The sequence below is a fragment of the Streptomyces sp. NPDC001513 genome (assembly GCF_042894695.1).
GTDB lineage: Bacteria > Actinomycetota > Actinomycetes > Streptomycetales > Streptomycetaceae > Streptomyces.
Genome location: NZ_JBIAVU010000003.1, coordinates 66,652 through 87,224, shown reverse-complemented (window position 1 = coordinate 87,224; position 20,573 = coordinate 66,652). Strand labels below are relative to the sequence as shown.

15 protein-coding genes are annotated in these 20,573 nt (G+C 72.4%); 9 read left to right on the top strand and 6 right to left on the bottom strand.

Going from position 1 to position 20,573, the window contains the following annotated elements; genetic code table 11:
- Positions 1-67 precede the first annotated feature (67 nt).
- The 8 genes from ACFYZ4_RS06940 (at position 68) to ACFYZ4_RS06905 (ending at position 8,408) form a co-directional block, all read left to right on the top strand.
- Positions 68-667 carry a rhomboid-like protein gene (locus ACFYZ4_RS06940; RefSeq protein WP_351291569.1) on the top strand — a complete coding sequence of 200 codons (600 nt, stop codon included), beginning with the start codon at positions 68-70 and terminating at the stop codon, positions 665-667.
- Between the two features lie 22 nt (positions 668-689).
- Positions 690-1,487, top strand: coding sequence for a tyrosine-protein phosphatase (locus ACFYZ4_RS06935; protein WP_390783288.1), 798 nt, complete (start codon positions 690-692; stop codon positions 1,485-1,487).
- A 79-nt stretch (positions 1,488-1,566) separates the two neighbouring features.
- Positions 1,567-3,507, top strand: a complete 1,941-nt coding sequence (locus ACFYZ4_RS06930) for a hypothetical protein (RefSeq protein WP_390783287.1) — start codon at positions 1,567-1,569, stop codon at positions 3,505-3,507.
- 182 nt (positions 3,508-3,689) lie between these two features.
- Positions 3,690-5,090: a hypothetical protein gene (locus ACFYZ4_RS06925; protein WP_384347822.1), complete on the top strand. Its 1,401-nt coding sequence runs from the start codon at positions 3,690-3,692 to the stop codon at positions 5,088-5,090.
- A gap of 79 nt (positions 5,091-5,169) precedes the next feature.
- Complete coding sequence (locus tag ACFYZ4_RS06920; RefSeq protein WP_351291561.1) at positions 5,170-6,069, top strand: metal-dependent hydrolase; 900 nt, start codon at positions 5,170-5,172, stop codon at positions 6,067-6,069.
- Positions 6,066-7,112 (top strand): PDR/VanB family oxidoreductase, encoded by a 1,047-nt coding sequence (locus ACFYZ4_RS06915; protein WP_390783286.1) that lies wholly within the window; start codon positions 6,066-6,068, stop codon positions 7,110-7,112. The genes ACFYZ4_RS06920 and ACFYZ4_RS06915 overlap by 4 nt, the downstream gene beginning before the upstream one ends.
- A 23-nt stretch (positions 7,113-7,135) precedes the next feature.
- The gene (locus ACFYZ4_RS06910) at positions 7,136-7,837 is read left to right on the top strand and encodes a TetR/AcrR family transcriptional regulator (RefSeq protein ID WP_351291557.1); all 702 of its coding nucleotides are present in this window, start codon (positions 7,136-7,138) and stop codon (positions 7,835-7,837) included.
- Positions 7,838-7,871: 34 nt separating this feature from the next.
- Positions 7,872-8,408 carry a GNAT family N-acetyltransferase gene (locus ACFYZ4_RS06905; RefSeq protein ID WP_351291555.1) on the top strand — a complete coding sequence of 179 codons (537 nt, stop codon included), beginning with the start codon at positions 7,872-7,874 and terminating at the stop codon, positions 8,406-8,408.
- Here the strand turns inward: ACFYZ4_RS06905 and pulA are convergent.
- Both pulA and ACFYZ4_RS06895 read right to left on the bottom strand, forming a co-directional pair.
- Positions 8,395-13,752, bottom strand: coding sequence for a pullulanase-type alpha-1,6-glucosidase (gene pulA, locus ACFYZ4_RS06900; protein ID WP_390783285.1), 5,358 nt, complete (start codon positions 13,750-13,752; stop codon positions 8,395-8,397). The genes ACFYZ4_RS06905 and pulA overlap by 14 nt on opposite strands.
- 97 nt (positions 13,753-13,849) lie before the next feature.
- A complete protein-coding gene (locus ACFYZ4_RS06895; RefSeq protein WP_390783284.1) occupies positions 13,850-15,547 on the bottom strand; it encodes a carbohydrate-binding module family 20 domain-containing protein in 1,698 nt (565 codons plus the stop codon).
- A 278-nt stretch (positions 15,548-15,825) separates the two neighbouring features.
- Between ACFYZ4_RS06895 and ACFYZ4_RS06890 the strand changes: the two genes are divergently transcribed.
- Positions 15,826-15,996 (top strand): twin-arginine translocation signal domain-containing protein, encoded by a 171-nt coding sequence (locus ACFYZ4_RS06890; protein WP_351291549.1) that lies wholly within the window; start codon positions 15,826-15,828, stop codon positions 15,994-15,996.
- Here ACFYZ4_RS06890 and ACFYZ4_RS06885 read toward each other — a convergent pair.
- The 4 genes from ACFYZ4_RS06885 to ACFYZ4_RS06870 are packed head-to-tail and all read right to left on the bottom strand — an operon-like array spanning position 15,993 to position 20,573.
- Positions 15,993-16,994 carry a LacI family DNA-binding transcriptional regulator gene (locus ACFYZ4_RS06885; protein WP_351291547.1) on the bottom strand — a complete coding sequence of 334 codons (1,002 nt, stop codon included), beginning with the start codon at positions 16,992-16,994 and terminating at the stop codon, positions 15,993-15,995. The two genes, ACFYZ4_RS06890 and ACFYZ4_RS06885, sit on opposite strands and share 4 nt — an antisense overlap.
- Positions 16,991-18,640, bottom strand: coding sequence for a glycoside hydrolase family 13 protein (locus ACFYZ4_RS06880; protein ID WP_390783283.1), 1,650 nt, complete (start codon positions 18,638-18,640; stop codon positions 16,991-16,993). The genes ACFYZ4_RS06885 and ACFYZ4_RS06880 overlap by 4 nt, the downstream gene beginning before the upstream one ends.
- Positions 18,641-18,687: 47 nt before the next feature.
- Positions 18,688-19,530 (bottom strand): carbohydrate ABC transporter permease, encoded by an 843-nt coding sequence (locus ACFYZ4_RS06875; protein ID WP_351291543.1) that lies wholly within the window; start codon positions 19,528-19,530, stop codon positions 18,688-18,690.
- A gap of 2 nt (positions 19,531-19,532) precedes the next feature.
- A complete protein-coding gene (locus ACFYZ4_RS06870; protein ID WP_351291541.1) occupies positions 19,533-20,573 on the bottom strand; it encodes a sugar ABC transporter permease in 1,041 nt (346 codons plus the stop codon).

Here is a 20,573-nt window from a genome sequence, read left to right as displayed (position 1 = left end):
ATGGCCGAAACATGTTCGCACGGGGGCCGCCGGTGTCCGCCAGAGGGCGGTATCCGATCATGGGTGCGTGAACGCGATTCCCCTGGGAGCGGTGTACGCCGGCGGAGTCCAGCTCGGGGCGTACGCCCTGGAGCGGATCGGGCCGGCGGAACGGGAGCGACTGCTCCGCACCTGCTCGACGAATGTCGACAACCTCGCCGCCGGGCGCTGGGAGACGCTGCTGAGCAGCGCCGTCGTCGTCGAGGAGCCCATGCCCCTGCCCTACGCCCTGCTGCTCGTCGCCGTCCTCGGGTACGCCGAGTACGCGTACGGCGCCTGGTGGACGGCCGCGGTGTTCCTGTTCGGGCACGCCACGGCGACCCTCCTCGTGTACGGCGCCCTGCGCGGGAACGCCGATCCGCAGACCCGGAGCTCCCTGGACGTGGGGACGAGCTACGGCTTCAACGCCGTGCTCGGCGCGCTGACCTCGGCCCTGCCGCGCGGGAGGGTCCGTACGGCCGCCCGGGCCGGCCTGCTCGTGCTCGCCGCGGCGCCCGTGGTGAAGCGCGGGCGCACCTTCACCGACGCCGGCCACCTGGCCGCGCTCGGGATCGGCATCGGGGTCTCGCTGGCCCTCGATTGTCTTTCCGGGGCGAAACATCAGAAAATTGCCCGAAACGCCGCATGACCGTACCGCTGGAGCCGCCACGATGACCGCCACCCCCTCCACCACCGTCGCCAACCTCCGCGACCTCGGTGGCACCCCGCTCGCCGGCGGCCGCACCGTCCGCCCCGGCCTGGTGCTGCGCTCCGGCCAGCTCGACCGGCTCGACCTCGACGCCGATCCGGTGGTGGCCGCCCTGGGCGTGCGGACCGTCATCGACTTCCGCACCGATGCCGAGCGCGCCGACCACCCCGACCGGATACCCGACGGGGCCCGGCTGCTGGTCGGCGACGTCCTCGCGGACAAGCTGCGGGAGGCCGGCAAGAAGCCCGCCGCGTCGCAGCTCAAGGACCTGCTGTCCGACCCGGCGGTGGCCGAGGAGCACCTGGGCGGCGGCAAGGCCCAGGCGTTGTTCGCCGACACCTACCGGTCCTTCGTGAACTCCGGCTCCGCGCAGGCCGCGTACCGGATGCTGCTGACCGAGGCCGCCGACCCCACGGCGGGCCCGCTGCTCTTCCACTGCACGGCCGGCAAGGACCGGACCGGCTGGGGCGCGACGGTGATCCTGGCGCTGCTCGGGGCGGACGACGAGACCCTGATGGCCGAATACCTCTCCGTCAACCCCGCGGTGAAGCAGGCCTTCGCCCCGATGATCGAGGGTTTCACCGCCGCCGGCGGGGACCCGGACATCGCGCTCGCGCTGATCGGCGTCTTCCCCTCGTACCTGGAGGCGGCGCTGGACGAGGTGGAGACGCGCTACGGCTCCATGGAGAAGTACGTGCGCGAGGGGCTCGGCGTCCCCGACGAGACGGTCGATGCGCTGCGCGCCCGCCTGGTGGCCTGACCCCGCCCCCCTGAATGTCGCACCCGAAGGAGGCCGTCCGGCCGGGTGACCATCCGACGATTCGCTCGTTCTGCTGAACGTGACTGCGCCGGATACCGCCACCCGCCCCCTGCCTCCCGTGTCTCCCGTGCCGCCGGACGTCGAGCAGGCCGAAGCCGCGATCGTCGAGCACTACCCGCGGCTGGTGCGGCTCGCCTATCTGGTGCTGCCGCCCGCCCTCGGCCGCAACCGGCGGGTGCTCACCGCGCACTCGCTGGTCCAGCGGGCGCTGCCGCGCGGGCGGCGGGACGCGGCGGCGGCCGCGGCGGCCGTGCAGGGAGGGGTTCCGGGCCAGCGGGCCGGCGCGGACGACTCCGGTTACACGTACGTCCGGCTGCGCGTGCTGCGCGCCGCCCTGGAGGCGGGGATCCCGCTGACCTTCCGGGCGCTCCCCCGGCGGGCGCAGCTCCCGCCGCTGCTCCCCCAGGTGTGGGGGCTGCGGCTGTTCCCCCGCTCGGGCGGGGCCGAGGAGCTCGCCCTCGACCAGTGGCTGGCCACCCTCGACGGGCCCGGCCGGGCCGCCTGCGTGCTGCGGGCCCTGGAGCGGCTGCCCGAGCCGGAGGTGCTCCGGGTGCTCGACGAGGCCGGGGTCCCGGATCCGGCCGCCGCCGTCGCAGAGTCCGGGGATCCGGCGAACGACGCCCTGTTCGCCTCCCCCGAGTTCGACCCGTGCGTGCTCCAGGCCCGGCCCACCGACCTGCTGCGGCGGCGCCGGCTCGGCCGGGCCGCGCTGGCCGCCGCGGCCGCGCTCGCCGTGTGCGGGGCGCTGCTCGCGCTGCCCGGCGGGGGCTGGGGTTCGGACGGGGCCGCCGCCCCGCTCTACGCGCGCAACGCCGCGGCCGAGCAGGCCCTGGATCCCGGGAAGCTGGTCCGGGCCGCGCCCACGCTCTGGCACACGTCCTCCCGTACGGACTTCTCCACCTGGCCCGCCCGCGGGGACCGTGCCGACGACGCCGCCCTGCTGCGCCGGGCGCTGGCCGTCTGGGCCCGGCCCGGCTCCTCCGTGGTCGTCTCGGCCACTCCGGGGTCCCCGGCCGGGCCGCCGATGGGACCGGCGCAGCTGCTGTTCGCGGGCGCCGTGGACCAGGCCGTCGTGGTCCTGTTCCACGACGGGCTGCGGGTGGTCCGCTACGCCGAACCGCGCACCGGGACCGCCGGCGCCGCCCTCGACTTCGCCCGGACCGACGGCGCGTCGGCCGACACCGCGACCGCGCTGGTGCTCAGCCGGGTCGACGGCAACGTCCGCTACCTCACCGCGCCCTGGGTCACCGGCGTCTCCCTGCGGGACCTCCTCAAGCCCGGCACCCCGGCGGCGGTGCTGAAGCCGGCCCCGGACGGGGTGACCCCGCCGGTGGCGGGCCCGGCCCCGGCGGGCAGCTGTACGAGCTGGAACGCCCTGGCCCTGACCGGCGACGGGACCACCCGGCTGATCACCGACCTCGGCGAACTGACCCCGGCCCGGCTGACGTCGGGCGCGCCGGGCGCCGAGCGCGACGTGACGGAGGCGGCGGAACTGGCCGACTGGTCGAAGATCGCCTGCCTGCTGCCCTCGGTCCGCTCGCACGGGGTCCGTACGGTCAACGCCTGGACGTACGCGAAGCAGCCGCTGCCGGAGGGCGACGGTACGGCGACCTGGCTCTGCACGCGGGCCGAGACCTGGCAGGGCGCGGCGGACCGGGTGCAGGCGCAGTTCCTGGCCCCGGGCTCGGCGACGGCGGCGCAGGCGGCGAAGTCCGAGGGGTCCGCCGCGTGCGGGTCCCGGGAGCCGCGGGTGCTGGCGGGCGTGCTGTGGAAGTCGCGTGCGGGCCAGTGGTACGTACTGGCGGCGGGCAGTGCGCAGTTCGCCTCGCTGTCGGTGTCGGGCGGCGGGGTGAGCGGGGCGGCGAACGGCAACCGGCTCGCGGTCAAGGCGTCGGCCGGTGCGCAGGTGGACCTGTCGGGCAAGCTCACGGACGGGACGAAGGCGGGGACGCTGCGGTAGCCGGGGACTCGGGGCCTGGGCGAGGAGGCGGACGCGGAGGCGGGTGAAGATTCAACGACCAAGCCTGGTCGAGGAGTTGGCGGGATCCGGACATGACGGTCGTAGCGCGCACATGGCATGATCGGATTCCGGTTACCGATCGGTAATCCCCCACACCCCTCACCTGCCTGAAGGTCAACCACGTGCGCATGCTCGCCCGCCGCCTCCTCCTCCCCGGCCTGACCGCCCTCGCGCTCGCCGCCACCGGCTGCTCCTCCACACCCCACACCGTCGCCTCCGAACCGGCCGCTCCCGCCACCCTCGCCCCGTCGGGCGACGGCACGTCGCAGCAGCTCGACGTGGCCGCGGCGCCACAGGGATCGCCCACACCGGCGGCCGTGTCCCGCGGCGACGGGAAGGGCAAGACCGAGAAGTCCTCGCTGAAGGTCGCCTCCTACGACAAGGAGAGCGGACGGGCCGTCATATCCACGGCCCCCGAGGGGCCCACCCGTACGCCGTCCCCGGGCAAGTCCCCCGAGGCCGCCAAGCCCGTCGCGGCGGGCGACGTCATCGCCAGCGCCCCGGCACCGGGCGCCCCGAACGGCCTGCTCGCCAAGGTCACCGAAGTCGTCGGCAAGACCGAGGGCGGCACCGAGGTCAAGACCGCGGCCACCACGCTGAACTCCGTCCTGGGCGACGACAAGGCCGACGGCAAGGTCCCCGTCGACCCGTCAGCGGTCGTCGTCGAGCCCCTGATGAAGGGCGTCACCTTCTCCTGGGCCAAGACCGGGGGCGTGAAGTTCGGCCCCGAGGGTGCGAAGCTGCCGCTCGGCAACCTGCGGCTCGACGTGAACGCCGCCGTCGACACCGCCCCGGACGCCCCCGCCTCGGCCGGCGCCTCGGTGACCGGCTTCGTCCAGCTCGCCCCGCAGGTCGAGTTCTCGTACGACGGCACCCCGGGCGGCGGCGCCGGCCCGCGCGGCGCCTTCCTCGGGATGAGCGGCGACTGGTCCTCGCAGTGGAAGCTCCAGGGCCGCGCCGCCGCGAGCACCGGGGCCCCCAAGCGGATCCCCTTCGCCAAGCTGCACAGCTCTCCGGTCATCCAGGTCGGGCCGGTCCCGGTCGTCGTCAACCTCGACCTGACCTGCTACATCCAGGTGGAGGCCGACGGCCGCGTGACCCTCGACGTCCAGCAGGACGTCAAGGGCGACTTCAAGGTCGGCGGCAGCTACGCCACCGGCAAGGGCTGGACGCCGGTCAGCCAGTCCAACGTCAAGAGCACGCCGGTCACGGCGACCGTCACCGCCTCCGGCAAGGTCAAGGGCGCGCTCGGCGCCGAGGCGTCCGTCGGTCTCTACGGCGCCGTCGGCGTCACCGCCGACTTCGCCCCGTACCTGCGCGGCGAGGCCGACGCCAAGGCGACCGCGTCCAGTGACGGCAAGACCTCCGTCAGCGGCGCCTGGGCGCTGTACGGAGGATTCGACCTGAGCGGCAACCTCCACCTCCAGCTGTCCCTGTTCGGCACGCCCGTCTTCGAGCGCAAGATCCCGCTGGGCACCCTGAACCGCGAGTGGGCGCTCGTGAGCGGAAACACCGGGCGCTAGCCCGCCGCCGGGCCGGGCGGGCGCGAGAAGTCGGCGCAGGGGGCTTCTCACCCCCTGTACCCATCAGTACATTGACGCCATGTCTAATACGCCGCTCGCGCCCGCCCCCGTGGCGTCGGAACACGTGGACCTGAGGCCCCGGAACGTGTCCTTCGGCTGGGAGGACACCCCGCTCCACTGGCTGCCCGGCGAACCCTTCGCCGGGCACATGATCAATGTGCTGCACCTGCTGCTGCCCGCGGGCGAGCGCTGGTTCGTGCACGTCTACAAGCAGGTGCTCCCCCACATCAAGGACGAGCGGCTGCGGGCGGACGTGGTCGGCTTCATCGGCCAGGAGGCCATGCACGCCGCCGCGCACGACGACGTGCTCCCCCACCTGAAGCGACTCGGGCTGGACCCCACCCCGTACACCGCGCAGGTGGACTGGCTGTTCGAGAAGCTCCTCGGCGACCGCACCCTCCCGCCGGGCCGGGCCCGGCACTGGTGGCTGATGGAGCGGGTCGCCATGATCGCGGCGATCGAGCACTACACGGCGTTCCTCGGCGACTGGGTGCTGAACGCCGAGGCCCTGGACCGGCGCGGCGCCGACCCCACCATGCTGGACCTGCTGCGCTGGCACGGGGCCGAGGAGGTCGAGCACCGCTCGGTGGCCTTCGACCTCTTCATGCACGTGGACGGCAACTACCGCCGCCGGGCCCGGACCTGGGCCACCGCCTTCACCGCGCTGGTCTTCCTGTGGCAGCGCGGGGTCCGCTTCTTCATGGAGAACGACCCGCACCTGGACGCCGCCGCCAAGGCCTCCTTCGGACAGTTCTTCCGGGCGGGACGGCAGGGCGTCCTGCCGACCAGCGGCGCCATGCTGAAGTCCATACCGAAGTACCTCTCCCGCACGTACCACCCCTCCCAGGAGGGCTCGACGGCCCAGGCGGTGGCCTACCTGGCCGCCTCCCCCGGCGCGAACGGCGGGGTGCGGGCATGAGGCGCGCCCTCGCGGTCACCGCCGTCGCGGGCGCCGCCTGGGTGACCCGGCGCGCCCTGAGCCGCCGCATCGGGAAGTCCCCGCTCTGGCCCCTGCCGGCCCTGGAGACACCGGTCTCGGGCCACTCCCCGCGCCGTGCGCTGCGCGCCCTGATCGTCTCCCGTGCGCAGCCGGCCGAGGGCGTGCTGCAACTGAGCCTGGAGTCACCGGACCTCCCGGCGTGGACGCCGGGCGCGCACGTGGACGTGACCCTGCCGTCGGGCCTGGTCCGCCAGTACTCCCTGTGCGGCGACCCGGCGGACGCCGGCCGCTACACGATCGCGATCCGGCTGGTCGAGGACGGCCGCGGCGGCTCCCGCGAGGCGCACGACCAGCTGGTCGAGGGCGCCGAACTGGAACTGCGCCCTCCGCGCAACCGCTTCGAGCTGGTCCCGGCGCCCTCGTACGTCTTCGTCGCGGGCGGCATCGGCATCACCCCGATCCTGCCGATGCTCCGGGCCGCCACGGCGGCGGGCGCCGACTGGACCCTCCTGTACGGGGGCCGCTCCCTCGACTCGATGCCCTTCCTGGACGACCTCGCCGCCTACGGGGACCGGGTCACGGTGGTCCCGGAGGACGAGGCGGGCCGGCCCGACCTGACCCCGCTGACCACGTCGGGGCCCGGCACGCTCGTCTACTGCTGCGGCCCCGAGCCCCTGATGCTGGCCGTCACGGCGGCGGCCCCGGACCCGGCGGCGGTCCACCTGGAACGCTTCGCCCCGGCGGCGGCGCCCGCCCCGGCGAACCCCTTCACGGTCGAACTGCGCCGCTCGGGGAGGGTCGTCGAGGTCGCCGCGGACGAGACCACCCTGGCCGCGGTGCGCCGGGAACTGCCCGCCACCCCGTACTCCTGCGAGCAGGGCTTCTGCGGGACCTGCCAACACCGCGTGCTCGCGGGCGCGGTGGACCACCGCGACGAGCTCCTCACGGACACGGAGCGGGCGGACTCGATGCTGTTGTGCGTCTCGCGCGCGAAGGGGGACCGCCTCGTCCTGGACCTGTGAACGCTCCCCAGTAGGGTGTCCGCATGACAACCGGGGTGCGACGCAGGATGGGTGTCGAGGAGCGGCGGCAACAGCTGATCGGGGTGGCCCTGGAGCTGTTCAGCCACCGGTCGCCCGACGATGTGTCGATCGACGAGATCGCGGCGGCCGCCGGTATATCCCGGCCGCTCGTCTACCACTACTTTCCCGGCAAGCTGAGCCTGTACGAGGCCGCGCTGCGCCGGGCGGCCGACGAGCTGGCGCAGCGCTTCGTCGAGCCCCGGGAGGGGCCGCTCGGAGCGCGGCTGCTGCGGGTGATGGGGCGGTTCTTCGCCTTCGTCGACGACCACGGGCCGGGTTTCTCGGCGCTGATGCGGGGCGGTCCGGCGGCCGGCAGCAGCCGGGCCAACGCGATGATCGACGAGGTCCGGCAGGCTGCGTACGAGCAGATCCTCACGCACCTGGGCATCGGGCTCGCCGAAGTGCCGGCCCGGCTGGAGCTCGTGGTGCGGTCCTGGGTGTCGCTGGCCGAGTCCACCGCGCTGATCTGGCTGGACGGCCGGCGGATCCCGCGGGCCGAGCTGGAGCTGCAGCTGGTGCACGACTTCGCCGCGCTGGCCGCGGTGAGCGCCGCCTACGACGCGGAGATGGCGGGGATCCTCGTACGGATCCTGGCCGACGAGCCGGCCGACGGGCCGTTCGGAGAACTGGTGGGGCGTCTCGGCGGGCTCGTTCCGAGCCCTTGATCATCGGCGACACCCGATCACCGATAATGCCCGCGTGATCATTGACGACGGGATCTTGTTCCGGCAGGCCGCGGAGAAGGACGCCGGCACGCTGGTGCGGCTGCACGACCAGGCCGCCCGCTGGATGCAGAAGCACGGGATCGACCAGTGGAAGCCCGGCGACAAGGACGCCGCCCACTTCCGCGCGCGGATGGCCGACGGCGAGGTGTGGCTCGGCGGCGACTGCGACGGACGGGTGGTCGGCGCCTACGAGCTGTGGTGGTCCGACGAGGACGCCTGGGGCGTCCAGCCCCCGGTGGCCGGCTACGTCCACCGGCTGATGGTCGAACGCGAGGCCGCCCCCGCCGGCGCCGGGCGCCGCCTGCTCGAACATGCCGAGCGGCGGATCGCCAGGACCGGACGGGAGCGGGCCCGGCTGGACTGCGTCTCCACCAACCCCCGGCTGCTCGCGTACTACCGGGGTGCGGGCTACCGGGTGGTCGGGGAGCTCCCCGACAAGGCGGGGAAGGACGGCAGGACGTACGGGGTGATCCTGCTGGAGAAGCGGCTGGACGAACTCAGCCTCGCGTGAAGACCGAGACGGTGCGGGCGGGGACGGTGAACTCTCCGGTCGTGGTGTCGTACGCGGACCGCTTGACCGTGGGGTCGGAGCCGGCGGCCTGGACCGGGTGCAGCCGGTAGGCGGTGCCGGCGAGGGCGGGAACGCGCTGGGGCTGGGCGGTGGGCGTCGCGTTGAAGACCACGACCAGGTCGCCCAGGGTCATGGTGATCACGCCCGGGGTCTCGTCCTTGCCGGAGAGGGGGAAGGCCAGCCGTGACTGGACCGCCTCCACCGTGGTGAGGGCGAACTCCGGCGCGGTGGTGCGGATCTTCAGCAGGTCGCGGTGGGCCGCCGCGGTGGCGGTGATGTCCGTGCAGGTGGGGGCCGGTCCCGTCAGGAGCGGCTGCGCGTAGGGCCACTTCGGGGCGTTGTCGGCGGCCGGGGGCAGGCCCCGGCCGAAGCCGTTGCCGCCGCGGCAGTCCCACTGGATCGCGTTGAACCAGTCGCCGCTGTCGTAGGAGTTGCGGTCCAGGGACTTGGAGCGCAGCAGGTCCGTGCCCGCCTGGGAGAGGGACGGGCCCTGCGAGAGGGTGGCCGTCGCCATGGCCAGGACCTGCATGCGGGCCTTGTCCGCGGTGCTCGTGGCCGGCGGGAGCTTGTAGGTCAGGGCGTCGGCGAGGGTCTCGTTGTCGTGGGCGTCGGCGTAGGCGAGGGCGTCGCCGGGGGCGGCCGCGTAGCCGGCCGGGGCTCCGTTGTAGTCCACTTCGGAGCCCTTGGTGCGGCGGCCGGTGGTGTCGGTGAAGGCGTACGAGGCGAGGTTGCCCGACAGGCCCACCTTGATCAGGTCCTGGGCGTGCAGCAGGCGTGCCTTCTGCTCGGCCGGGGTGCCGTTGGCGGGCGCGGAGTTGGGGCTGGTGAACAGGCCCGAGGCGAAGCCCTGGACGCGCGGGTCCTCGTCGAAGGGGCCGCCGCCGCGGACCGCGTCGCGCGCCCGGTCGGAGAAGGTGGCGATGCCGGTTCCGGCCATGTTCTTCTGCGTGGCCTGCACGAAGCGGGCGTCGTCGGCGATCTCGCCGAAGTTCCAGCCCTCCCCGTAGAGCACGATCTTCTTGCCGTCGACCCCGTCCTTGGCGAGGGTCAGGCCGTCGAGGGCCGTGCGGACCGCGAGGATGTTGGCCTTCGGGTGGTGTCCCATGAGGTCGAAGCGGAAGCCGTCGACCTTGTACTCCTTCGCCCAGGTGACGATCGAGTCGACGACGAGCCGGCCCATCATGGCGTTCTCGGGGGCGGTGTTCGCGCAGCAGGTGGAGGTGGCGACGGAGCCGTCGGCCAGCAGCCGCTGGTAGTAGCCGGGGACGATGCGGTCGAGGACCGACTTGTCCGACTGGCCCGCGGCGACGGTGTGGTTGTAGACCACGTCCATCACCGTGCGCAGCCCGGACCCGTTGAGGGACTGGACCATCCTGCGGAACTCGACCGTACGGGCCGTGCCGTTCGGGTCGCTCGCGTAGCTGCCCTCGGGGACGGTGTAGTGCAGCGGGTCGTAGCCCCAGTTGTACGCGTCCTTCGCGGCCGCGGCGGCCACGCACGCCTGCTGCTCCTGCGAGTCCGGCGCGTACACCGTGAGGTCGCAGGCGGGCTCGGTGCGGTCGGCGGGCTTCTCCGGGATGGTGCCGATGTCGAAGGCCGGGAGGAGGTGGACGTACGAGGTTCCGGCGGCGGCCAGGTCGCGCAGGTGCCGCATGCCCGCCGAGGAGGTGTCGGTGAAGGCCAGGTACTGGCCGGGGTGGGTGCTGGTGCGGTCCGCGACGGAGAAGTCGCGGATGTGGAGCTCCTGGATCTGCGCGGAGGTGAAGGGGACGGCGGCGGGCTTGCGCAGGGTCTTCCAGCCGGGCGGGGCGAGCTTCGGGTCGGCCAGGTCCACGGCCAGGCTGTGGGTGGAGTCTGCGGTCAGGGCGGTGGAGTACGGGTCGGTGACCAGGTTCCGGACGAGCTGCCCGGTGGTCGGGGCCCAGACGGTGACGGCGTAGCGGTACGGCTTGCCGGTCCAGGAGCGCTCGCCGCGCACCGACCAGACGCCGGTGGCGTCGTCGCGGTGCATGGCGACCGCACGGCCGTCGAGTTCGAGGGAGACCTGCTGGGCGGTCGGCGCCCAGACGGAGAGGGTGGGGCGGCCGTCCTTGAAGGCCGGGCCGAGGGCCGCGGTCGTGGCGTACAGGTCGTCGAGGACGCCGGCGAGCTGGACGCCGGTGGCGGCGAGGACGGCCCCGTTGGCGGCGCGGGCGCTCGCGACGAGCTGGCCGCGCAGGGCCTCGCGGACCCGGTCGCGGTCGCGCGGGTCGACGGTGTACGCGCCGTAGGCGGTCAGGTGCGGGAACTTCTGCTTCTGGGCGGCGGTCAGCTCGGTCCGGGCGCCCAGGCGCAGCCACTGGGCGCGGCCGGTCAGGGTGCCGTTCTCCGCCTTGAGGGAGCCGTCGCGGGAGGCGAGGAGCTGTACGGAGGCGGCGGCCGCGGGGGCGTTCCAAGCGAGGGTGTCGCGGTCGATCCAGACGGCCTGGGACTTGGTGAGGTCCAGGGCGGCGGAGGAGCCGGCGGGCTGCGGCAGGAGGTACTTCTCCTTTCCGCCGAGCATCCACACCTCGTGGCCGGTGGCCTTCAGGTCCAGGGACTGGTCGGAGGGGAGGTCCTTCTCGTCGCCCTTGTGGAGGATGTAGCTCAGGCTGGTGGCGCCGGCCGCGAGCGGGACCTCGTAGACCGCGCCGTAGGAGTCGGTGCGGACGGGGAGCAGCGGCCTGGACCAGTCGGTGGGGGCCGCGGCGCCGGTCCAGACGTGCAGGCCCCAGCCGTCGTAGGCGCCGTCGGGGCGCTGGTAGTGGAGAACGGCCTTGGTCTGGTCCTGCGGCGGGTAGGCCGGGCGGTCGGTGCGGGCGGGCTCCTTGCCCTGCTCCAGCCAGATCTCGCCGGTCTTCGTCACGTCGATGGTGCGGTCGGCGGCGACGTCCTTGTTGCCGTCCTTGTCGATGACGAGGTAGCCGACGGAGGAGGCGCCGGGCTTGAGCCTGACGTAGGCGAAGGCGCCGTAGGCGTCGCGGCCGGTGAAACCGTGGCCCTCCGGCTGTGCCTTTGACGGAGCGGCCTCGCCGTCGGCGAGGTCGCCCCAGGCGTAGAGCCGCCAGTTCGTGTAGTCGCCGTCGGGCCGGTTGTAGTGGACGACGGCGTAGTCGCGCTGGGTGGCGGTGGGGACCTCGGTGGGCGGGGCCTGGCCGGCGACGGACGCGGCGAGGGCGCTCGCGGTGCGGCCGGCGGCGTCGACCACGACGGCCTTGTAGCGCAGGGCGGTGCCGGCGGGGGCGGTGACGTGCTGGGTGACCTTGTAGGGGGCGTGGTCGGCGGAACCGAGCACCTGCCACTTCTCGTTGCCGCTCTGCGCGGCGAAGACGACCCGGTTCAGGCCGCCGCCGGTGACGTCGGCGGAGAGCTCGACGGTGCCGGTGGCGCCGGGGGCCGGGGCCTTGAGGGTGAGGGCGGGCTTGACGGTGGGCTTGGCGGCGGGCGCGAGGGCCTGGAGGACCACGGAGCCGAGGGCCGGGACGGGGACGGTGAGTTTGCCCGCCGCGGAGGCGCGGAGCAGGGCGGTGCCGCCGTAGAGGGTGCGGTACTGGGCGCCGGCCGGGGCGTCGATCTCGACGGTGCGGGACTCGGCTCCGTTGTTGGCGGCGACCAGGTACTCGGTGCGGCTGCGGGCGTCGGTGCGCGCGAAGGCGTAGACGGAGCCGTCGGCGAGGCGTTCGCTCTGGATGCCGTCGCGCAGGGCGGGGTGGTCCTTGGTCAGCTTCGCGAGAGCACTGATCTGCTGGTAGAGCGGGTGCTCCGGATCGTAGGCATCGCTCGCATGCGTGCGCGCCGTTCCGAGCTGGTCGTCGTCCAGGTAGTCGGCGACCTGCGAGGCGAAGAGCGGCTGGCGGGCGTCCTTGTCGCCGCCCGCGCCGGTGAAGCCCTGCTCGTCACCGGAGTAGATCACCGGATTGCCCCGGGAGAGGAACATCAGCTCGTTGGCCAGCCGGTAGCGGCCCAGCAGCTCCTGCTCCCCCGCGCCCGGCCGGTCCTGCTTCAGGAAGGTGCCGAAGCGGCCCATGTCGTGGTTGCCGAGGAAGGTCACCTGCTCGTAGGCGTTGGCCTTGTCGCTGGTGTACCGGTAGTCGTCGGCCAGGACGGAGGCCAGCCGGCCGGCTCCCGCGCCCTGGGAGGCGTACGCGCGGATGGCGTCCTGGAGCGGGAAGTCAAGGGTGGCGTCGAGCTTCCCGCGGGTCACGTAGGGGGAGGTGACGGCGGTGTCGGCGGAGTAGACCTCGCCGAACATGAAGAAGTCGTCCCGGCCGCGCTTGGCCGCGTAGGCGTCGAGGGCGGTCGCCCACTGCGCCCAGAACCCGGTGTTGACGTGCTTGACCGTGTCGATCCGGAAGCCGTCGATGTCGAAGTCCTTGACCCACTTCTCGTAGATCTTCTCCATCCCCTCGACGACCTCGGGACGCTCGGTCCACAGGTCGTCGAGGCCGAAGAAGTCGCCCTGGTCGGAGGATTCGCCGGCGAAGGTGGAGTCGCCCCGGTTGTGGTACATCGTGGGGTCGTTGAGCCAGGCAGGGACCTTGAGGTTCTTCTTCGCGTCCGGCACGAAGGGGGTCCTCGGGAAGGACTCCCCGTCCACCTTGGGGAACTTCGACTTCCCACCCGCGTAGTCGGCGTCGTCGAAGGGCACGCCGTCCTTCGTCAGGTACGGGAACGCCCCCTTCGACAGGTAGGAGTAGGAGGCCTCGCGGTAGTCGACGACGTCGGCGGTGTGGTTGGTGATGACGTCGAAGAAGACCTTCATCCCCTTCCCGTGGGCCGTGTCGATCAGCCGCTCCAGGTCGGCGTTGGTGCCGAAGTGCGGGTCGACCTGGGTGAAGTCGGTGATCCAGTAGCCGTGGTAGCCGGCCGAGACGTCGTCGCCCTTGCCCTGCACCGGCTGGTTCTTGAAGATCGGCGCCATCCAGATGGCGGTGGTGCCGAGCCCCTTGATGTAGTCCAGCCGGTCGGTGAGCCCCTTGAGGTCACCGCCCTGGTAGAAGCCCTTGTCGGTCGGGTCCAGGCCGGTCTCCAGGCGGGAGCCGGTCAGGCCGCCCCGGTCGTTGCGCGGGTCGCCGTTCGCGAACCGGTCCGGGAGCACGAAGTAGAACTGCTCCCGGGTCAGGTCGTGCCGGGCCGGCTCGGCGGCCAGTTTCGCGTCCGAGGGCGGGGCGGGCGGCTTCGCGGCGGCAGCGGCCGCGGCGGGGAGGGCGGGCAGGAGCGTCACGGCCAGGGCGGCGGCGAGCACTCCTGCGGCAGGGCGTATCAAGGCGGGTCTCCTTGTGTACGTGTCGCACGGATGAGGGCCGCCCGGCGGTGGCGGGGAGAGAGAGGTGCCGGGCGGCCCTGGTCGGTGGGGCGGCGGCTCAGGCGCGCCAGGTGTCGGTCAGCATGACCTTGCCGCTCGCGGGGACGGTGGCGGTGCGGTTCGCGCCGCTCTCCCAGGTGACGTTGCCGGCGGCGTCCTTGCGGACGTACTTGTACGCGAAGGACGTGCCGGCCGGAAGGGTGACGTCGAGCTTCCAGACGGGGTAGGCGGCCGGGTCGAGCTTGAGGGCGGCGGCGGTGTTCCAGGCGCCGAGCTCGGCCCGGTCCCCGGTGACGTAGACGTTCTGGCCGGGGACGGTGGTGGCGTTGACGGCGAAGGAGGCCCCGGCGGGTCCGGCCGGGGTACCCGCGCAGGTCCGGGCGTTCACGTGCAGGGCGAGGGCGGTACCGGCGCCGAGGGTGGCGGTGAACTGCCCGCCCGCACCCACGGTGACCGTGCGCCCGCTCTGGACGTCGCAGTAGTCGCCGGCGGGAAGGGAGGTCTGGAAGGTGCGGGTGAGGGCCGAGCCCTCGTGGTTGAGGGCGACGTACGCCTTGGAGCCGCGTCCGAAGGCGATCTGGTCGCCGCCGTTGTCCCACCAGTTGGTGACGGACTGGCCGCGGGCCGCGTTGCGGAAGCCGACCATCGAGGAGATCTCCCGCCAGGCGTGCTGACACTTCCAGCCATCGGCGTAACAGGCGCTCACCGCGCCGCCGTTGGGCGGGCCGGCGTCCTTGTCGGTCCACTCGTAGCCCGAGTGCACGTCCGGGGAGCCGTAGGGCCAGGCCAGCATGAAGACGTTGGCGAGGGTGTAGGCGGAGCCGTCCTTGTAGCTGAGGGTGTCGCCGACGCGCTCGGTGTCGTGGTTGTCGACGAAGACCCCGGCCTGGCCGCCGGGCATGTGTCCCCAGGCCTCGCCGAAGTTCTTCAGGTAGGCGAGGTTCTCGTTCCGGAAGACGCGCTTGAGGTCCCGGGCGTACCGGAACTCCTGCACGTCCCCGTTGCCGAGGTACTCGCTCGGCGAGACGGCCTCGCCCGCGCCGTGTATCGCCTCCTGCTTCCAGTAGACGCCGGGGTTCGTCAGCCGGGACTTGATGTCGGCGAGGTCGGCGGCGGGCATGTGCTTGGCGGCGTCGATCCGGAAGCCGTCGACGCCGAGGGAGAGCAGGTCGTTGAGGTACCCGGCGATCCGGCCCCGCACGTAGTCCTCGCCGGTGTCCAGATCGGCGAGCTGCACGAGCTCGCAGTTCTGGACGTTGGCGCGGTCCTGGTAGTTGGAGATGGTGGCCCGGCAGTCGTCCATGTCGGAACCGGAGTACAGGCCCGGGTAGTTGTACTTCGTGTACGAACTCCCGCCGGTCCCGGTCCCGTCGCCGGCGGCCATGTGGTTGATGACGGAGTCGGCGACGACCTTCACACCGGCGGCGTGACAGCTGTCGACCATGGCCTTGAAGGCGGTGCGGTCGCCGAGCCGTCCGGCGATCCTGTAGCTCACGGGCTGGTACGAGGTCCACCACTGGGGCCCCTGGATGTGCTCCTGCGGGGGCGAGACCTGCACGTAGCCGTACCCGGCGGGCCCGAGCGCGCTGGTACAGGCGGCAGCCACGGAGGCGAACTTCCACTCGAAGAGGACGGCGGTGACGTCCTTGTCCCCGGGCGCCGCGGCGGAGGCCTGCGGTCCGATGGCCGTGAGGGTGGCGGCGGCAAGTGCGGTGGTGGCGAAAAGAGTTGCAGCTCTGACGGCTCTGGCAGGCATGCGGGGGGCCTCCTGGCGGGAGAGGTGGGGATTGGAGCGACCGTAGGGGCCAGGTAGGAGCGCTGCAAGAGTTTGCGCAAGAGATTGCAGAATTGTTTCCGAGGCGTGTCCCGCCGGACAGGTGGCTCTGGGCGCGAACCCCTGCGCGGCGGGAGCGGCGAGGCCCGGTGACCATCACTCGATCCCAATTCCTGCCCATTCACTGCCCATATGGGCCCATCGATGGCTTCTCCCACCGGACCGGCGCGCTGGGGCAGCGCCCCGGGAACCGGCGCGATATGCCTTCAGGACAACACGGCGTCTGCGGAAGGCTGGAGACGATGGTCGAGCGAAGGAATTTCCTCAAGGCCGGTGCCATCGGGGGCGCGGCCACGGCCACTGACGGGATCGCCCGGCAGGCTCCCGGGCGGGGCGGAGCAGGCCCGCACCGCCCCGCCCGGGAGGGCTAAGGCACCTGCGCCGTGGAGCCCCGGACCACCAGTTCCGGCTGGAAGACGTACTCCGTGCGCTGGACCGGGGTGCCCGAGACCGCCTCCAGGAGGGCCCCCACCGCAGCCGTCGCCATCGCGCGCACCGGCTGGCGGACCGTCGTCAGCGGCGGGTCCGTGAACGCGATCAGCGGGGAGTCGTCGAAGCCGACCACCGACACGTCCTGCGGCACCCGCAGCCCGCGCTCGCGCACCGCGCGGATGACGCCCAGCGCCATCGGATCGCTGCCGCACACGATGCCCGTACAGCCGCGGTCCAGCAGGGCCATGCCCGCCGCGTGGCCGCCCTCCACCGTGAACAGGGTGCGCTGGATCAGGCCCTCCGTCTCCGCGTCCGGCACGGCGGCGAGGAACCCCTGCTCCTTGCGCGCCGACGGCACGTACCGCGTCGGGCCGATCGCCAGGCCGATCCTCCGGTGGCCCAGGTCCTCCAGGTGCCGTACGGCCATGTCGGCCGCCGCCCGGTCGTCCGGGGAGACGAAGGGCGCGCTGATCTGCTCGTTGAAGCCGTTGATCAGTACGAAGGGGACTCCGCGCGCGGCGAGCCGCTGGTAGCGGGACGGGTCCGCGTGGGAGTCCGCGTGCAGGCCCGACAGGAAGACCATCCCCGTGACCCCGCGCTCCTCCAGCTGTTCCACCAGCTCGTCCTCGGTGGCCCCGCCCGGGGTCTGCGTGCACAGCACCGGCGTGTACCCGTGCCCGGCCAGCGCCTGCTCTATGACCTGCGCGAAGGCCGGGAAGATCGGGTTGGTGAGCTCCGGGATCAGCAGCCCGACCAGGCCGTTGCTGCGCCGCTTGAGCCGTACGGGCCGCTCGTAGCCGAGCAGGTCGAGCGCGGCCAGCACCTTGTGCCGGGTGCCGGCCGCGACGCCCGCCTTGCCGTTGAGCACACGGCTGACGGTCGCCTCGCTGACCTGGGCCTGCGCGGCGATGTCCGTCAGCCGGAGGGGGGAGGTCACCCCGACGTCACCTGCCACCACACCGTGGTGTCGGCCGGCAGCACGCCGTCCTCGACCGCCTCGCCGCTGGACAGCAGGGCCTCGCCGGCGACGGGGAACCGTACCGCCGTGCCGGTGGTGTTGGCGGTGCAGAGGAAGTCCCCGCGGCGGAAGGCCAGGACGCCGGCGGGAGCCTCCTGCCAGTCCACCGACTCGCCCGCGCCCAGGTCCGGGCGCGCGCGGCGCAGCCGCAGGGCGGTCCGGTACAGCTCCAGGGTGGAGGACGGGTCGCCGGTCTGCGCCTCCACGCTCAGCTCCGCCCAGGAGTCCGGCTGCGGGAGCCAGCTGCCGCCGGTGCCGAAGCCGTACGGGGCCTGCGTACCCGACCACGGGATGGGGACCCGGCAGCCGTCGCGGAAGCCGTCCTGTCCCGCCGCGCGGAAGAACGACGGGTCCTGGCGGACCTCGTCCGGCAGGTCGGTGACGTCGGGCAGGCCGAGCTCCTCGCCCTGGTAGACGTACGCCGAACCGGGCAGCGCCAGCATCAGCAGGCTCGCCGCGCGGGCCCGCCGCAGACCGAGCTCGCGGTCGCCGGGCTCGCGCAGCTGGGTACCCAGGCCGGCGGGGTTGGCGAAGCGGGTGGCGTGCCGGGTGACGTCGTGGTTGGACAGCACCCAGGTGGTGGGGGCGCCGACGGGGCGCATCGCGGCCAGCGAGCCGTCGATGACCTCGCGGAGCGCGCCCGCCTCCCAGTCGCTGGTCAGGTACTGGAAGTTGAACGCCTGCTGCATCTCGTCGGGGCGGACGTAGCGGGCCGTGCGTTCGGCGGTCGGGGTCCACGCCTCGGCGACCAGGACGCGGTCGCCCTGGTACTCGTCGAGGATCCGGCGCCAGGAGCGGTATATCTCGTGGACGCCGTCCTGGTCGAAGAAGGGCATGACGTCGTTGCCGAGCAGCTTGAGCTGGTCCCTGGCACCGAGGTCGGGCAGGCCGGGCGCCTTGACCAAGCCGTGGGCCACGTCGACGCGGAAGCCGTCGGCGCCGAGGTCGAGCCAGAAGCGCAGGATCGAGCGGAACTCGTCCTGGACGGCCGGGTGCTCCCAGTTGAAGTCGGGCTGCTCGGGTGCGAAGAGGTGCAGGTACCACTCTCCGTCCGCGACCCGGGTCCAGGCGGACCCGCCGAAGATCGACTCCCAGTCGTTGGGCGGCAGTTCGCCGTTCTCGCCCTTGCCGGGACGGAAGTGGAAGCGCTCCCGCAGCCGGGACCCGGAACCTTCGCGCAGCGCCTGCTTGAACCATTCGTGCTGGTCGGAGCAGTGGTTCGGGACGAGGTCGACGATGATGCGCAGACCCAGTCCGTGGGCCTCGCGGATCACGGCGTCGGCGTCGTGCAGGGTGCCGAACATCGGGTCGATGGCCCGGTAGTCGGCGACGTCGTAGCCGGCGTCGGCCTGCGGGGAGGCGTAGAAGGGGCTGAGCCAGACGGCGTCGACGCCCAGCTCCTTGAGGTAGGGCAGACGGCTGCGGATGCCTTCGAGGTCCCCCATGCCGTCCCCGTTGGAGTCGGCGAAGCTGCGCGGATAGACCTGGTAGATCACCGCGTCTCTCCACCAGCCGGGCAGGGTGCCGGTGGAGGTGGGAAGTGCGTCGGCGAGGTGCTGGGTCATGTCGTCCTTGGAGAGATCGGGCCGGTGATGCGGGAGCAGGCGGGTGGTCAGCCCTTGGTGGCGCCTGCGGTCATCCCGGCGACGAGGTGACGCTGGGCGAAAACGAAGAAGATCGCCGCGGGGATGGCGATGAGGACCGAGGCGGCGCTCATCGCACCCCAGTTGGAGGTGTACTGGGTGACGAAGGTCTGCAGTCCGCCGGCCAGGGTGAGGTTCTCCTCGCCGACCATGAAGGCGGAGGCGTACGCGACTTCGCCCCAGGCGGTGATGAAGGCGTAGAAGCCGGTGACGGCGAGACCGGGCTTGGCCAGCGGCAGGATCAGCCGCCAGAAGGTGCCGAAGGGGTTGAGCCCGTCGACCCGGCCGGATTCGTCGATCTCCACCGGGATGGTGTCGAAGAAGCCCTTCATCATCCAGGCGCAGAACGGCACGGCGATGGTGAGGTACGTGATGATCAGGCCGATCGGCTGGTTGAGCAGGCCGAGGTCGCCCATCAGGTTGTAGAGCGGCACGATGAGGATGGCCATGGGGAACATCTGCGTGATGAGCAGGGTCCACATGAGCGGCTTCATGCCGGGGAACTTGAAGCGGCTGACCGCGTATCCGGTGGTGGCGGCGATGAACACACCGAGGACGGTGGTGACGCCGGCGACCAGGACGGAGTTCCCGAACCAGCTGAGGAAGTGGCTCGACTCCAGCAGGTACGTGTAGTTGCCGAGGGACGGTTCCTTGATGAAGTCCGTGGTGACCGCGTGCTCGGCGGGCTTGAGCGAGGTCAGCAGGATCCACAGCACCGGGAACACGGCGATGACGGACGCGCCGAGCAGGGTGAGGTGCAGGCCCACGGAGGCGAGCGGGGAGCGGCTGCCCCGGGTACGAGCGTTGGTCATGGTCACCACACCTCTCCCTGCTTGCGCAGCGAGCGCCGGTAGACCAGCGCGAAGATCATGAGCAAGGCGAGGATCAGTACGCCCCACGTGGCGGAGCCGGCGAAGTCGCGCGGGCTCGACACGAACGCCTCGCGGAAGGCCTGGGTCACCAGGATCTCGGTGGAGTCGCCCGGTCCGCCGCGGGTGAGCAGGAAGATCACCGGGAACATGTTGAAGGTCCAGATGGTGGAGAGCAGGATCACCGTCATGCTCACCGCGCGCAGGCCGGGCAGGGTGATGTGCCGGAACCGCTGCCAGGCGCTCGCGCCGTCCATCTCGGCGGCCTCGTAGAGCTCACCGGGGATGGACTGCAGTCCGCCGAGCAGGGCGACCATCATGAAGGGGACGCCGAGCCAGACGTTGACGGCGACGACCGAGAACTTGGCCCAGGTCGGGTCGTCGAGCCACGGGACCGCGGCGATGCCGCCGCCGTCGAGGAGCTTGTTGAGGATGCCGTTGTCGCGGTTGAAGAGGAACCGCCAGGCGAAGACCGAGACGAAGCCGGGGACGGCCCAGGGCAGGATCAGCGCCATCCGGTAGGCGGCGCGGCCCTTGAAGTCCCGGTTGAGCATGTTGGCCAGGACCAGGCCGAGCGTGAAGGTGATCGACACGCACGCGACGGTCCACATCACCGTCCACACCAGCCGCTGCAGGAACACCGGGTCGCTGAGCACGTCCGCGTAGTTGTCGAGTCCGACGAACTCGTACGTGGCCTCGATGTGGCGGGCGCCGATGGTGCGCGAGACGTTGCGCTCATTGGCATCGGTCAGCGACAGGTAGATGCCGCGGACCAGCGGCCAGCCGATGATCACGCCGAGGACGAGCACCACCGGGGCGATCATCGTCCAGGCGTACCAGTGGGTGGCGAGGGCGCGCCTCAGCCCGCCCTTGGTCCCACCGGGGGCCTTGCTGTCAGTCCAGCGGCTCCGGCCGCGGGCGGCGGTGTCGTCTCCGACTCCGTCGCCCGCGGCCTTCGCCACCGACTGGCTGGTGTGAGCAGCCAT

Excerpts from the sequence above, each read along its gene's own strand:
- ACFYZ4_RS06935 (WP_390783288.1), top strand. The coding sequence starts at position 690 with ATGACCGCCACCCCCTCCACCACCGTCGCCAACCTCCGCGACCTCGGT.
- ACFYZ4_RS06920 (WP_351291561.1), top strand. The coding sequence starts at position 5,170 with ATGTCTAATACGCCGCTCGCGCCCGCCCCCGTGGCGTCGGAACACGTG.
- ACFYZ4_RS06915 (WP_390783286.1), top strand. The coding sequence starts at position 6,066 with ATGAGGCGCGCCCTCGCGGTCACCGCCGTCGCGGGCGCCGCCTGGGTG.
- ACFYZ4_RS06910 (WP_351291557.1), top strand. The coding sequence starts at position 7,136 with ATGACAACCGGGGTGCGACGCAGGATGGGTGTCGAGGAGCGGCGGCAA.
- ACFYZ4_RS06895 (WP_390783284.1), bottom strand. The coding sequence starts at position 15,547 with ATGCCTGCCAGAGCCGTCAGAGCTGCAACTCTTTTCGCCACCACCGCA.
- ACFYZ4_RS06890 (WP_351291549.1), top strand. The coding sequence starts at position 15,826 with ATGCCTTCAGGACAACACGGCGTCTGCGGAAGGCTGGAGACGATGGTC.
- ACFYZ4_RS06880 (WP_390783283.1), bottom strand. The coding sequence starts at position 18,640 with ATGACCCAGCACCTCGCCGACGCACTTCCCACCTCCACCGGCACCCTG.
- ACFYZ4_RS06875 (WP_351291543.1), bottom strand. The coding sequence starts at position 19,530 with ATGACCAACGCTCGTACCCGGGGCAGCCGCTCCCCGCTCGCCTCCGTG.
- ACFYZ4_RS06870 (WP_351291541.1), bottom strand. The coding sequence starts at position 20,573 with ATGGCTGCTCACACCAGCCAGTCGGTGGCGAAGGCCGCGGGCGACGGA.